This is a genomic window from Streptomyces araujoniae (genome assembly GCF_050871195.1).
GTDB lineage: Bacteria > Actinomycetota > Actinomycetes > Streptomycetales > Streptomycetaceae > Streptomyces > Streptomyces bacillaris.
Window position 1 is genome coordinate 3,627,748 of sequence record NZ_CP194070.1, and the last position, 13,961, is coordinate 3,641,708.

The 13,961-nt window shown below is 68.8% G+C and carries 12 protein-coding genes and 1 tRNA gene; 8 read left to right on the forward strand and 5 right to left on the reverse strand.

Annotated features, from left to right (window positions below; all coding sequences use genetic code 11):
* Positions 1 to 67 precede the first annotated feature (67 nt).
* Complete coding sequence (gene grpE, locus ACQ9ZG_RS15385; protein WP_018489590.1) at positions 68 to 730, reverse strand: nucleotide exchange factor GrpE; 663 nt, start codon at positions 728 to 730, stop codon at positions 68 to 70.
* Positions 727 to 2,580, reverse strand: a complete 1,854-nt coding sequence (gene dnaK / locus ACQ9ZG_RS15390; RefSeq protein ID WP_018489591.1) for a molecular chaperone DnaK — start codon at positions 2,578 to 2,580, stop codon at positions 727 to 729. Before dnaK ends, grpE begins: the two co-directional genes overlap by 4 nt.
* 303 nt (positions 2,581 to 2,883) lie before the next feature.
* On the opposite strand from dnaK, the gene ACQ9ZG_RS15395 reads away from it, so the two are divergent.
* The 3 genes from ACQ9ZG_RS15395 (at position 2,884) to ACQ9ZG_RS15405 (ending at position 7,489) form a co-directional block, all read left to right on the forward strand.
* Positions 2,884 to 3,801 carry a sugar transferase gene (locus tag ACQ9ZG_RS15395; protein WP_499280677.1) on the forward strand — a complete coding sequence of 306 codons (918 nt, stop codon included), beginning with the start codon at positions 2,884 to 2,886 and terminating at the stop codon, positions 3,799 to 3,801.
* 141 nt (positions 3,802 to 3,942) lie between these two features.
* Positions 3,943 to 6,210 carry a (Fe-S)-binding protein gene (locus ACQ9ZG_RS15400; protein ID WP_109917337.1) on the forward strand — a complete coding sequence of 756 codons (2,268 nt, stop codon included), beginning with the start codon at positions 3,943 to 3,945 and terminating at the stop codon, positions 6,208 to 6,210.
* Positions 6,211 to 6,532: 322 nt separating this feature from the next.
* Entirely contained in the window at positions 6,533 to 7,489 is a 957-nt protein-coding gene (locus ACQ9ZG_RS15405; RefSeq protein ID WP_109915347.1) for a Yip1 family protein, read from the forward strand.
* Positions 7,490 to 7,558: 69 nt separating this feature from the next.
* Here the strand turns inward: ACQ9ZG_RS15405 and ACQ9ZG_RS15410 are convergent, their stop codons facing one another.
* Together ACQ9ZG_RS15410 and dcd are read right to left on the reverse strand one after the other, a co-directional pair.
* Positions 7,559 to 8,059, reverse strand: coding sequence for a phosphoribosyltransferase (locus ACQ9ZG_RS15410; protein WP_028415993.1), 501 nt, complete (start codon positions 8,057 to 8,059; stop codon positions 7,559 to 7,561).
* 6 nt (positions 8,060 to 8,065) lie between these two features.
* Positions 8,066 to 8,641, reverse strand: coding sequence for a dCTP deaminase (gene dcd, locus ACQ9ZG_RS15415; protein ID WP_019765741.1), 576 nt, complete (start codon positions 8,639 to 8,641; stop codon positions 8,066 to 8,068).
* 699 nt (positions 8,642 to 9,340) lie between these two features.
* Here dcd and ACQ9ZG_RS15420 point away from each other — a divergent pair.
* Positions 9,341 to 9,411 (forward strand) — tRNA-Gly (locus ACQ9ZG_RS15420).
* 83 nt (positions 9,412 to 9,494) lie between these two features.
* Here ACQ9ZG_RS15420 and ACQ9ZG_RS15425 read toward each other — a convergent pair.
* Positions 9,495 to 10,337: an NAD(P)-dependent oxidoreductase gene (locus ACQ9ZG_RS15425; protein ID WP_109915351.1), complete on the reverse strand. Its 843-nt coding sequence runs from the start codon at positions 10,335 to 10,337 to the stop codon at positions 9,495 to 9,497.
* Positions 10,338 to 10,636: 299 nt separating this feature from the next.
* On the opposite strand from ACQ9ZG_RS15425, the gene ACQ9ZG_RS15430 reads away from it, so the two are divergent.
* From ACQ9ZG_RS15430 to ACQ9ZG_RS15445, 4 genes are all read left to right on the forward strand, one after another.
* Positions 10,637 to 11,866, forward strand: coding sequence for a helix-turn-helix domain-containing protein (locus ACQ9ZG_RS15430; protein WP_109915346.1), 1,230 nt, complete (start codon positions 10,637 to 10,639; stop codon positions 11,864 to 11,866).
* 283 nt (positions 11,867 to 12,149) lie between these two features.
* Positions 12,150 to 12,368, forward strand: a complete 219-nt coding sequence (locus tag ACQ9ZG_RS15435; RefSeq protein ID WP_097981590.1) for a hypothetical protein — start codon at positions 12,150 to 12,152, stop codon at positions 12,366 to 12,368.
* Positions 12,365 to 12,574 (forward strand): hypothetical protein, encoded by a 210-nt coding sequence (locus ACQ9ZG_RS15440; RefSeq protein WP_257136495.1) that lies wholly within the window; start codon positions 12,365 to 12,367, stop codon positions 12,572 to 12,574. Before ACQ9ZG_RS15435 ends, ACQ9ZG_RS15440 begins: the two co-directional genes overlap by 4 nt.
* Positions 12,575 to 12,671: 97 nt before the next feature.
* Positions 12,672 to 13,904: an SIR2 family protein gene (locus tag ACQ9ZG_RS15445; protein WP_109915350.1), complete on the forward strand. Its 1,233-nt coding sequence runs from the start codon at positions 12,672 to 12,674 to the stop codon at positions 13,902 to 13,904.
* The last annotated feature ends 57 nt before the right edge of the window (positions 13,905 to 13,961 follow it).

Sequence of the window (13,961 nt, forward strand, 5' to 3'; positions counted from 1 at the left end):
AGCGGCCGGCCCGTGGGCCGGCCGCCTGACCGGTCGGTGTGCACCCTGGTGGCCGGACGGGTTTCCGTCAGGCCTCCTCGGTGCCACCGCTCTCCTCGTCGTCTGTCTTCTCTTCCTTGGCCGCTGCGGGCGTGGCGCCCGGCTGCGGCTCGGCGACGGCCACCCGCGCGGGGCGGATCGTGCGCTCGCCGATGCGATACCCCGGCTGGAGGATCGCCACGCAGGTCGTCTCGGTGACATCCGGCGCGTAGCTGTGCATCAGGGCCTCGTGGATCGTCGGGTCGAAGGGCTCGCCCTCCTTGCCGAACTGCTGGAGGCCCAGCTTCGCGACGACGGTCTCCAGCGACTCGGCGACCGACTTGAAGCCGCCCAGCAGTTCGCCGTGCTCCCTGGCGCGGCCGACGTCGTCGAGCACGGGCAGCAGCTCGGACAGGAGGTTCGCGACGGCGATCTCCTTGACCGTGACCCGGTCCCGCTCGACCCGGCGGCGGTAGTTCTGGTACTCGGCCTGGAGCCGCTGGAGGTCACCGGTGCGCTCGCTCAGCGCCGTACGGGCCTGGTCCAGCTGGGCCGTCAGGCCGACCGCCCGGTCGGCCGTCTCGTCGGTGTCCCCGGCCGGGGCCGCCGCCTCCTCCTCGGAGGGTGCGGCGGCCTTCGGCTCGGCGTCATCAGGGGTGGCGCCGGAGGGGACGTCGGGCTTCTCCTCGAAGCCCGGAGTCTCCTCGGTCACGCCGCACCGCCCTTGGTGTCCTTCTCGTCGTCCACGATCTCGGCGTCGACGACATCGTCATCGGCCTTGGCCTGGGCGCCGCCCGGGGCCTCGGCGCCGGTCGCCGCACCCTCGGCCTGGGCGTTGGCGTACATCGCCTGGCCCAGCTTCTGGGAGACGGCGGCGACCTTCTCGGTGGCCGTACGGATCTCGGCGGTGTCCTCGCCCTTGAGCTTCTCCTTCAGCTCGCCGACCGCGGTCTCCACCTCCGTCTTGACGTCCGCGGGGACCTTGTCCTCGTTGTCCTTGAGGAACTTCTCGGTCTGGTAGACGAGCTGCTCGCCCTGGTTGCGCGACTCGGCGGCCTCGCGGCGGGCGTGGTCCTCCTCCGCGTACTTCTCGGCCTCTTCGCGCATCCGGTTGACCTCGTCCTTCGGCAGCGAGGAGCCGCCGGTGACGGTCATCTTCTGCTCCTTGCCGGTGCCGAGGTCCTTGGCGGCGACGTGCATGATGCCGTTGGCGTCGATGTCGAAGGCGACCTCGATCTGCGGCACACCGCGCGGGGCCGGCGGCAGACCGGTCAGCTCGAACATCCCGAGCTTCTTGTTGTACGCCGCGATCTCGCGCTCGCCCTGGTAGACCTGGATCTGCACGGAGGGCTGGTTGTCCTCGGCCGTCGTGAAGATCTCGGAGCGCTTGGTCGGGATCGTGGTGTTGCGCTCGATGAGCTTGGTCATGATCCCTCCCTTGGTCTCGATGCCGAGGGAGAGCGGGGTGACGTCGAGGAGCAGGACGTCCTTGACCTCGCCCTTGAGGACACCGGCCTGGAGCGAGGCGCCGATGGCGACGACCTCGTCCGGGTTGACGCTCTTGTTGGCGTCCTTGCCGCCGGTCAGCTCCTTGACCAGCTCGGCGACGGCCGGCATACGGGTGGAGCCACCGACGAGAACGACGTGGTCGATCTCGGAGAGCTGGATGCCCGCGTCCTTGATCACGTTGTGGAACGGCGTCTTGCAGCGCTCCAGGAGGTCCGCGGTCAGCTGCTGGAACTGCGAGCGCGTGAGCTTCTCGTCCAGGTGCAGCGGGCCCTCGGCGGACGCCGTGATGTACGGCAGGTTGATCGTGGTCTCGGTCGAGGACGACAGCTCGATCTTCGCCTTCTCCGCGGCCTCGCGGAGACGCTGGAGAGCCATCTTGTCCTTGGACAGGTCCACGCCGTGGCCGTTGGCGAACTGCTTCACCAGGTAGTCGACGACGCGCTGGTCCCAGTCGTCACCACCGAGCTGGTTGTCACCGTTGGTGGCCTTCACCTCGACGACGCCGTCACCGATCTCCAGGAGGGACACGTCGAAGGTGCCGCCACCGAGGTCGAAGACGAGGATCGTCTGGTCGTCCTTGTCCAGGCCGTACGCCAGGGCGGCGGCGGTCGGCTCGTTGACGATGCGCAGGACGTTGAGGCCCGCGATCTCACCGGCCTCCTTGGTCGCCTGGCGCTCGGAGTCGTTGAAGTACGCCGGGACGGTGATGACCGCGTCGGTCACCTTCTCGCCCAGGTAGGACTCGGCGTCGCGCTTCAGCTTCTGCAGGATGAAGGCGCTCATCTGCTGCGGGTTGAAGCTCTTGCCGTCGAGGTCGATCTTCCAGTCCGTGCCCATGTGGCGCTTGACGGAGCGGATGGTCCTGTCGACGTTGGTGACCGCCTGGCGCTTGGCGACCTCGCCGACGAGCACCTCGCCGTTCTTGGCGAAGGCGACGACGGACGGCGTGGTCCTGGCGCCTTCGGCGTTGGTGATGACGGTGGGCTCGCCGCCTTCGAGAACGCTGACGACGGAGTTAGTCGTGCCCAGGTCGATGCCGACCGCACGTGCCATTTCAATTCCTCCAACTGACTACTTGAGTGGATCTGACTCAAGAATGCATGACGCCGAGCATGGAGTCAACAGACCTGAGTCGGCTCGACTCAACTTAGATGCCGGTACGCGTCCCCCTCGCGCCGCTCCCCCGACCCACCATCCCACCGTGGGATCGTTCTGTCACAAAATGCCGCGAGCCGGTCAGAAACGCCATCGATCGGCCGGTACAGGCACACCACTGGCACAGCAGGCACAGGCACAGGCACACCATCGGACTCCGAACCCCGGGCGGGCGCGATGCGGAACGCGAGACAGCGGCGCGTGCGGCAGAAGAACCAGCAGAGGAAGAAGACCCAGAGACAGCGGGAGCGGCAGCAGCACCTCCCGACACCACCCCCCGAGGAGCCGCGCACCCCACCGCCGTACGCATCGGAGCCGTACGCCCCCGACCCGTACACCCCAGGGCCGCACGCCTCCGACCCGCGCACCCCCGCCCCGCACGGCCCCGACCCGTACACCCCGGGCCCACGCGCCTCCACCCCCTACGCCCCTGACGCACCCACCCCCACCCCGCACGCCCCCGGCGCACACCCCCGCACCCAGCCCCCCTCCGGCACCGCGCGCGGCCACTTCCCCTCGCGCCCCGCCGCACGCCTGGCGGGCCTGACCGACCGGGCCGGCGGGATCGCGGACCGCATCGCCCCCCGCGCATCCCCCGAACGCCTCCTGGACCTGGCCCTCGGCACCGCCCTCCTCGTCGCGACCGCACCCGTCCTCGCCGCCGGGGCCCTGGCGCTCGCGGTCCGGCGCGGCCCCGACGGCGTATGGGACCGCAGCCCCCGTACGGGCCTGGGCGGCCGGGTCTTCACGCTCCGCTCCCTGCGCACCCGCCGGTTCCGGCTCGACCTGCTCTCCCGGCTCCCCCACGTCGTCCGGGGCGACCTCTCCCTCGTGGGACCGGCCCCGCTGCCCCCCGGCGACCCGCGCGCCGCCTCGCCCGGGGCCCGGCAGTGGCGGCAGGAACTGCGGCCGGGGCTGACCGGGCTCGCACAGGTCCGGGCCCGCTCCGGCATGCCGTGGGACGACCCCGCCCTGCTGGACCAGCACTACGCAGAGCACCATGGAGTCGTGCTCTACCTGGCGGTCCTCGCGGAAGCCGTACGCAACCCCCTGCGCACGGCACTCCGGAGGGCGCGCCCCGGTGGCGGCACGGACCCCGTACAACCAAGGCACACCTGAGCGACACAGATCACCGCCCGCCCGGCTACAGCGGGGTGGAATAAGTGGATAGTGTCAGCACAGACTAATTAAGTTACTGCTTAGTAGTAGTGGGCAGTAGTCAACTGGATCCCGCTCTCGCAGGCCCGAGGAGCCCTACTCATGCAACTCGCCGCGATCATCGTGTCGCTGGTGCTGACGGTCGTCGGCGTTGCGCTCATCTGCCGAGCCGTCGCGCAGATCTACCGCTTCGTCCGTCTCGGACAGCCGGTACCAGCAGGCAGCCGCACCGACGACCCCAAGGCCCGCACGATCACGCTGGTCAAGGAGTTCCTGGGCCACACCCGGATGAACCGGTGGGGCATCGTCGGCTTCGCCCACTGGTTCGTCGCGGTCGGCTTCCTGACCCTGCCGCCCACGCTGCTCCAGGCGTACGGCCAGCTCTTCAAGGCCGACTGGGTGCTGCCGGTCATCGGCACGTTCCTGCCGTTCGAGATGTACATCGAGTTCATCGGCCTGATGACGGTCGTGGGCATCCTGGCGCTGATGGTGATCCGGCTGCTGAACCTGCCCTCCCGGGCCGGGCGGAAGTCGCGGTTCGCGGGCTCGAAGGCCTGGCAGGCGTACTTCGTCGAGTACGTCATCCTCACCATCGGCCTCGCCATCCTGGTGCTGCGCGGCCTCGAGGGCGCGATCCACCACGTCGAGAGCTACGACGCCGCGTACTTCGTGTCGTACCCGCTGGTCCTGGCGTTCAAGGGCCTGTCCCTGCCCACGCTCCAGACGCTCATCTACTTCACCGCGATGATCAAGATCGGCACCTCGCTGATCTGGATGATCACGGTCTCGCTCAACACCAACATGGGTGTCGCCTGGCACCGGTTCCTCGGCTTCCCGAACATCTGGTTCAAGCGGAACGCCGACGGCGAGGTCGCGCTCGGCGCGCTCCAGCCGATGACGACGGCCGGCAAGGAGATCGACTGGGACGACCCGGCCGAGGACGCGGTCTTCGGTGTCTCCCAGGTCGAGCAGTTCTCCTGGAAGGGCATCCTCGACTTCTCCACCTGCACCGAGTGCGGCCGCTGCCAGTCGCAGTGCCCCGCCTGGAACACCGGCAAGCCGCTCTCGCCGAAGCTCCTGATCATGTCGCTGCGCGACCACGCGCACGCCAAGGCGCCGTACCTGCTGGCCGGTGGCGGCAAGACGATGGAGGGCGAGGAGAAGGCGACCGAGGAGCAGCTCAAGGACGTTCCCGCGGCCGCCCTGGCCGAGGCCGAGCGCCCCCTCATCGGCACCGCCGAGGAGAACGGCGTCATCGACCCGGACGTCCTGTGGTCCTGCACCACCTGCGGCGCCTGCGTCGAGCAGTGCCCGGTGGACATCGAGCACATCGACCACATCGTCGACATGCGCCGCTACCAGGTGATGATCGAGTCCGCGTTCCCGTCCGAGGCGGGCACGATGCTCAAGAACCTGGAGAAGAAGGGCAACCCTTGGGGCCTGGCCAAGAAGGCCCGGGTGGAGTGGACCAAGGAGGTCGACTTCGAGGTCCCGATCGTCGGCAAGGACGTCGAGGACCTCACCGAGGTCGACTACCTCTACTGGGTCGGCTGCGCGGGCGCCCTGGAGGACCGGGCCAAGAAGACCACCAAGGCCTTCGCCGAGCTGCTGCACATCGCGGGCGTGAAGTTCGCGATCATGGGCGGCGACGAGAAGTGCACCGGTGACTCCGCCCGCCGCCTGGGCAACGAGCCGCTGTTCCAGCAGCTCGGCCAGGAGAACGTGGCCATGCTGAACATGGCGTACGGCGAGGACGACGAGGACGAGACGACGAAGAAGCCCAAGTCGTCGAAGAAGATCGTCGCGACCTGCCCGCACTGCTTCAACACGATCGCCAACGAGTACCCGCAGCTCGGCGGCGAGTACGAGGTCATCCACCACACCCAGCTGCTCCAGCACCTCATCGACGAGGGCAGGCTGATCCCGGTGACCCCGGTCGAGGGCCTGATCACGTACCACGACCCGTGCTACCTGGGCCGGCACAACAAGATCTACACGCCGCCGCGCGAGATCATCGCGAAGGTCCCGGGCCTGCGGAACGAGGAGATGCACCGCCACAAGGAGCGCGGCTTCTGCTGCGGCGCCGGTGGCGCCCGGATGTGGATGGAGGAGCGGATCGGCAAGCGCATCAACACCGAGCGCGTCGACGAGGCCCTCGCCCTCAACCCGGACATCGTCTCCACCGCCTGCCCGTTCTGCCTCGTCATGCTGACCGACTCGGTCAACGGCAAGAAGAACGACGGCCAGGCCAAGGAGTCCATCCAGGTCGTGGACGTCTCCCAGCTCCTCCTGGAGTCCGTGAAGACCCCGGTCGACCCGACCGGCGACACGGAACAGGTGGACGAGCCGGAGCCCGAACCGGCAAAGTGACGTAACGCATCGACGTGAAGAGCGGCCGGACCTGCCTCGGGGGCAGGACCGGCCGCTCTTCCGTGCCCGGGGCGGTACCCGTGCCGGGCACGGTTCGATACCCGTCCCCGAGGATCACCCCGACGTCCCTCCTCCCGGAACACCCCTCCGTACCTCTCTCCGCACCTGCCTCCCCATCTCCCTCCGAGCGCCCCGGAACTCCCTGAACTCCCCTGAACTCCCCCGCGTACGCCCCCTAGGGGATGTCACAGCTCGGCCGCAATGGCGGACGGGTTCCCCGGCCCCCCGCTCCCGAGCGCCGAGTACCAGGTACGTTCGATGGGTGGCTGGATTCAGGATCGGACGCGGCCGGGACAACCGCACCCCGCAACAACCGCAGCAGCAGCGGCAGCAGCCGTACGGAGGGCAGGTACCACAGCCGCCGTACGGAGCTCAGCCCTGGCCGACGGCAGGAGGCGGCGGCAACGGCTCGGCGCCCCCGCCGTACAACGCCCCGTACAACAACAACGGCGGCAGCTACGGGAACCACGGACACGGCGGCCACCAGGGCCAGGCCCCCCAGGGCCACGGCGGTCACGGCGAGCCGGAGTACTTCGGCGACCCCTACGCCGGCGCCCCCGCGCCCCATGACCCGTACGCCAACAACCCGGGCCACACACAGGCGTTCCGCGTCGACGAGGACCCGTACGGCGACGGCAGCACCTACCACGCCGGCTCCGCTCCCGCCCAGCCGGCAGGCCCCCGGCTGCACTGGAAGCAGCTGCTGACGGGCATCGTGATGCGCCCCGGCCCGACGTTCTGGCAGATGCGGGACTACGCGGTCTGGGGCCCGGCGCTGATCGTCACGTTCCTCTACGGCCTGCTCGCGCTGTTCGGCTTCGACCAGGCCCGCGACGAGGCGATCAACGCGACGCTCTCGACGGCCGTCCCGTACGTCCTCTTCACCGGCGTCGGCTTCGTCATCGGCGGCCTGGTCCTCGGCGCGGTGACCCACACCCTGGCCCGCCAGCTGGGCGGCACGGGCTCGTGGCAGCCGACGGTGGGCCTGTCGATGCTGATCATGTCGATCACGGATGCACCGCGCCTGCTCTTCGCCCTCTTCCTGGGCGGCGAGAACTCCCTGGTCCAGATCGTGGGCTGGCTGACCTGGCTGGCGGCGGGCGCGCTGTTCACGTCGATGGTGAGCAAGTCGCACGACCTTCCGTGGCCGAAGGCGCTGGGAGCGTCGGCGATCCAGCTGATCGCACTGCTGTCGATCATCAAGCTGGGCACGATCTAGGAACACGGGAAAGGCCCCGGAGCGCACACGGCGCTCCGGGGCCTTTCCACGTACCGCTGCCTCACGGGGCTATGCGTCGAGAACCTGCCCATCCCGCCGGACGACGGGCTTCTCCACGCTCCAGGGGAAGTTGATCCAGTCGTCGGTCTTCTTCCACACGTACTCGCACTTCACGAGGGAGTGGGACTTCTCGTAGATGACGGCGCTGCGGACCTCGGCGACGTGGTCGACGCAGAAGTCGTGGACGAGCTTCAGGGTCTTGCCCGTATCAGCGACGTCATCGGCGATCAGAACCTTCTTGTCGGAGAAGTCGATCGCGTTGGGGACGGGCGCCAGCATGACGGGCATCTCCAGGGTCGTCCCGACCCCGGTGTAGAACTCCACGTTGACGAGGTGGATGTTCTTGCAGTCGAGGGCGTAGGCGAGCCCACCGGCAACGAAGACCCCGCCCCGGGCGATGCTGAGAACGACATCGGGCTCGTACCCGTCGTCGGCGACGGCCTGGGCCAGCTCGCGCACGGCGCGCCCGAAGCCCTCGTAGGTAAGGTTTTCCCGCACGTCACTGGCCACGACTGATCACACCTGAGTCCGATGGAAGTTCTGGAAGGACCGGGAGGCGGTCGGCCCCCGCTGCCCCTGGTACCGCGACTCGTACCGCTCGGAGCCGTAGGGGAACTCGGCGGACGAGGACAGCTTGAACAGGCACAGCTGCCCGATCTTCATCCCCGGCCAGAGCTTTATCGGCAGGGTCGCGAGGTTCGACAGCTCCAGGGTCACGTGCCCGGAGAACCCGGGGTCGATGAACCCGGCGGTCGAGTGCGTCACCAGCCCGAGCCGCCCGAGGGAGCTCTTCCCCTCCAGCCGGGAGGCCAGGTCGTCGGGGAGCGAGATCACCTCGTACGTGGACGCCAGCACGAACTCGCCGGGGTGCAGGATGAACGCCTCATCCCCCTCCGGCTCGACGGTCCGCGTCAGATCGGGCTGCTCCACCGCCGGATCGATGTGCGGGTACCGGTGGTTCTCGAACACCCGGAAGTAGCGGTCGAGCCGCACGTCGATGCTCGACGGCTGCACCATCGATGGGTCGTACGGATCAATGCGGACTCGCCCGGCGTCGATCTCGGCCCGGATGTCCTTGTCTGAGAGAAGCACGCCCCGAGGATACGCAGAAGCCACGACCCCACCCCAACCGGACCGGCCCCCACACCTCCCGCCACCCCCGCCACGGCCTCGCACCCGCCGCTTCCGGCTTCCGGCTTCCGGCTTCCGGCTTCCGGCTTCCGGCTTCCGGCTTCCGGCACGGCCTAGCGCCTACCGCTCACCGGCTTCCGCCACGGCAGCCGGTCCACCGCTCACCGGCTACCGCCTCGGGGTCTCCGGCCTCCGGCTTCCGGCTACCGCCTTCCGCCATCAGACGTCCGGCCGACGCACTCCGGCCTACCGCTTCTCGGCCCCCACCGGAACGGCCTGCCGCAACCGGGCGCACCGGGGGCACCGGAGCAACCGCCCCGGCCCGATCCGGCCGGCCCCGAGCTGCTGCATCGGAAACGACGAGGTAGCGAAAACGTGCCCTTCGGCACAGCGGACGACGGTGCGCTCCATCGACTCCATCAAGTCCCTTCCCCAACCGCATATGGACGAGAAAGCCACATTAGGGGATGAACAGGACGCCACCACAAGCGGCACTCCGACCGCCCACGCTACGCCCCCAACTCCCGCCACCCCCAACCACGTCCACCGCCCGCACTCCACCACGGGCACGACGCAGGGACCCTACGGCTCCTACGCCGAGGGTCTGACATGGGGTAGAGTGTTGAACGGTGCAGCGCCGATGATCATCGGCAACGCTTCGCGGGTGTAGTTTAATGGTAGAACATGAGCTTCCCAAGCTCAGAGCGCGAGTTCGATTCTCGTCACCCGCTCTTTGATGAAGGCCCTGGTCGACGACCGGGGCCTTTCTGCTATCTGGACCTGCCCGGATATCGCTTCCTTCAGCGCTGACGAGTCAGCTGTTTCTTTCCGTCCGCAGCCGGGAGAGCGCATGCCCAACCGGCAGGTCGAACTGGTCCTTGTCCTGCTCCCAGTAGGCGAGCACCCGAGCCGTGGCCTCGGCCATGTCCGTGGGCAGGTCAGCCGCGCGGAGAGTATCGGCGACCTCTTCCATCTCGGGCGCCCAGCGCCAGGCTCGGGCTGCCACGCTCGGTAGATACTCCGGATCGGAGAGGATTGCGGAGATCATGACCTCGGCTTCGGCTGTGAGCTGATCACCGACTCCATGGGCGTCGGCGAGCGCGTGAGCGACTCCGGCGAGGGTGCGGGCGGCCTTCTGGTAGCTGGAGAAGGCCATCTTCAGCGCGGAAGCGGAACCGAGTATGTCCCCGACGCGGCACACGTTCAGCGCAGAGTCCGTGAACAGCGACGCCACCAGATCGACGGCAGAGTCGGCCCCTGCGAGATACAGCCGTGTGGCACGCCCCTCGCCTGGCGGCTGGCCGAAAACGGCACCGTCGACAACTGCGGAGCCGGGGCGGATCTCGTCGGCGATGCGCCGTACGCGTTGAGGGCTGATGGCGTTGGCATCGGCGTACACCCCCGCGAAGCCGTGCGCTGCCACCGCCGCCGCAACGTCCTCCACCGCCTGTGGTGGGCAGACCGAGAGAACGGCCGCGCTTCTGGACAGCGCTTCCGCGAGCGAGTCGTACGCCGTGGCACCGGCTTCCCTCGCGCGTAGCCAGGTGTCCTCACTGCGGCCCTTGGTCACCGACAGCACCTCATGGCCGCCGGCCACGAGCTCGGCGGTGATCGCCGCGCCCATGGTTCCAGGGTGGAGGACGGTCACGGTGATCACTGGCTGCCTCCGGCGGTACGCGACGTGGAAGTTCCTCATTCCCATGATCCGCTGCCGTTCGGCACCGGCGGCTTCGGAATCAATGCCTGATGGCAGTCCGGGCACTGATGGCGGACAGAAGTGCCTCCGGTCTCGGACTCGCCGTTCAGGACGGGACAGCGCTACACGGCCCGTCGCCCCCACTGTCCTGGCAGCTCGTCTCACGCTGAAGCCGCGTCATGGGTACCGTGCAGGAGACGAACTCTGTACGGACAGACCGGCGGTCGCGCCGGATCGTCCGGCGGCTGGGAGGTGTCCTGATGCTGGAAGAAGCCGAGGAGATCGGCAAGCGCGCTCGCAGGGCGCGGCTGCGACTGGGCATGCCGCAGGCCGACCTGGCGACGGCCCTCGGGAAGTCCCAGGGCTGGGTGTCGAAGATGGAGCGTGGCCTGATCGAGCTGGACCGGGTCGGCCTGCTCAATCAGGTGGCCGCAGAGCTGCACGTCCATCCGAACGACCTGATCGGACGCCCGTACAGCAGCTCCCCCGACGACAGCCAGTGGCAGATCGCCGCCTCGTCGATTCTGCGCGAGCTGCGTCGCTACGACCTCGTTCCCGTCTTCGACGGGGATCCCCGACCGGCGTCACAGCTATGGCGTGAGGTGACCCGGCTGCACCGCCTACGGGACACCGCCTCCAACGTCGCGATTCTCCGAGTTCTCCCGGACCTGTTCCGGGAAGCGCGCGCCCTGGCGGAGGACTCGGACGGGCACGAGCGGGAAGAGGCGTATGCCATTTACGCCGTGTGCTGCAAGTTCGCGCACACCGCCGCGCACGCCCTCGGGCACCCCGAGCTGGTGGCCATGGCGTGCGAACGGGCCGCGTGGTCAGCCAGGTTGTCGGGAGATCCGGTGCTGCCTGCCGTCGCCGACTGGATGCGCGTCTGGGACATGTGGGCGACGGCTGACTGGGCCGACGCTCTGACCCTCTCGGACAAGGCGATCGCCTCAGTGCAACAGCCGTACGAGCACGGTGATCCGCTGGCCGTACGGGCTTGGGGCACGCTTCAGCTTCGAGCAGCCATCTCCGCTGCTCGGGCCAACCGCCCATCGGAAGCAGAGGACCGGATCGGACACGCGAAGGACGCGGCGGAACGAATGGACGCGTACGTCGGCGCACCGGTGTACGACCGGCATTCGCTGACGTTCTCCGCCGGGAACGTGCAGATCCACGCAATCAGCGTGGCCCTGGAAATGGGCAAGCAGGGCAAGGCGCTGGAGATAAACCGCCGCACCAGCCCGAGCTTGATCGGTTCACTGCCCAACTCCCGTCAGGGACACCACCACATGGACGTGGCGCGGGCCTGGCTGTGGGACGGAAACCGGGCAAAGGCCCTCACCGAGCTGGAGACGGCTGAGCGGATCGCGCCGCAGCTCGTGCGGAACCATCCCATCGCCCGTTCAACGCTCCGCAGCATCGTCTACGCGGAACGAGCAGCCACGAGGGAGAAGCTGCGGCACATGTCCGACCGCTTTCACCTGGACGGATAGGGGTCGTATTCCTCCGGCTCATATTCGAGGCTCGTCCTGTCCCTAACTTCGGGGCATGACGCGACGACGTTCTTCTCATCTTCCCTCGCAGGGAACCGAGTTAGGTACGGCAGCACCCTTCCGTCCGCTGCTCGGCGACCTCGCCACGGACAGCGCTCGCGATGGCCGTGTGGGTGTCGTAGTCGCTCTCCCTGGTGAGGGCTCTGCTACGACGTACCACCTGCGTCCGCCTGGGGGCGGGGCCCCCTGGTCCGCGCCCGCCGACGGAACGACGCTCAGCCCCGTGCCGGTGAGGGCCACCCACGCCACGCTCTCGGCCGGACGGGACGCGGTGTACGACCCGAGGGCCCGACAGGGATCGGTTCCCATCGAGTTCCACCTGGATGACGGCTCGACCGTCGATGGCGCGCTCATCCTCACCTCTGCCGAGGTGGAGTGGCTGCACCAGCAGACCAGCCGCCTCGTCGACGCACACGAACGCGCCCTCGGCGGCACCCCGTGACCGAGCCTCGGCGACGCCACGCCCGAAAGGCCGCGCCGCGCTCCGTACGCCCCGAAGGCGGAGGCATCGCGCTCACGCTTCTGGCCGTCGCCGGCCTGGTGGGACCGGCCTGGGCACTGCGCGAGCAGGCCGCCCCGCTTCTCAACGGCCTCGGTCACCAGACCGCCGCCGTCTGGGCGGACGCGAGCTCGCCCTCCGACCACTGACTCCGCTCCGCTGTCCGGGACGTTCACACCACGTTCCCAGCAAACGGAGCCTGCCATGCACCCAGAACATCCAGGCGTGATTCTCCAGGGAGAGATCGTGGACATCCCGTACATCGTCATCGACCAGCTCACCCCCGACCAGCAGCAGGTCTGGAAGACCTACTTCGGCGACGCCGACCGACCCCGCTACATCGAGGAATGCATCTGGCGCCGTACGCAGGAGAAGGCCACGGCCGAACAGAGCGGCTGGACGGCCGCCGACGACGCTCGGCGGCGGATCATCCACTACCGCTACCGGTACGGCCTGGTCCCCACCACCGCCGCGCCGGCCATCGGCCTGACCGACCTGTACCTCTACCACTCCGCTACCGCTCCAGCGGACGAGATCGACGCGCACCACGACGCCCTGTGGGACTCGCTCGCCACCGGCGGCTGGAAGGAGGCTCCTGGCGGATTCTTATGGACACGCCGGGATCTGAAGTGCCGGATCACCGAGCACGACGCCCACCCCCAGGACGCGGCGGCGGGCCGTACCCTCCCCGTCGGCTACCGGAGCCTGGACGTGCAGATCGCCTCGGTGTCCTACGCACCGCCGCCCGCTGTCCGGCAGCTGCCGTGGAACGTCCTCTCCACCGGGATCAGGTGCAAGGACCGCCCCGGTACGCCGACCCGCGTCCCGGACCTGTCCGTCCTCGCGGACCTGCTGCCGTTCCAGGTGGAGATCGGATGCGGTACGTCGGTCGAGGCGGGCATCCCGCCCCTGCACCGGCTCCACGAGATCTATCGAGTGACCGACCGCCAGGGTCACGAGCCGAGGGAGCACAGCTTCACCCTCTCCCCGACCGCGGACACGCTCCTCCACGAGGTGCTGACGGAGCCGGAGGAGAAGACGGCGGAGTTCGTGGAGATGTTCCGTGCCTGCTTCCTGGCCGAACCGACTCCAGCGATGTGGGCGCTGAAGGAACTGAAGGACGCCGGTCACCTCGTCGGCCCGGTCATCACCAACAACTTCGACGTGCTCGCGGCGCGCGCCGGGCTCGACGAGTGCTTCATGCGCCGGTACGACCAGGCCGTGCCCGATGTCGAGTGGGTCGAGGGCGCCAAGGCCCTTCTCGTCGTCGGCCTGCACGCCGACCGCCGCAAGGTCCAGGCCCGAGCCCGCGCCCGCGGCATGCAGGTCGTCTACCTGGACCCGGAGGGCTTCTGGCGCGACGGCCAGTTCATGCCGTACCCGCTGGAAGGCCCCCAGAACGGCGACCTGGTGTGCCGGGCGACCGCCGCCGAGGCACTGCCCGCACTCGTCAACCTGTTCAAGCAGCACGCTGGTTGATCCACCTGCACGAAGAGGGCCGCGCCGGGTGTTGGCGCTAGCGTGACGCACCCGGCC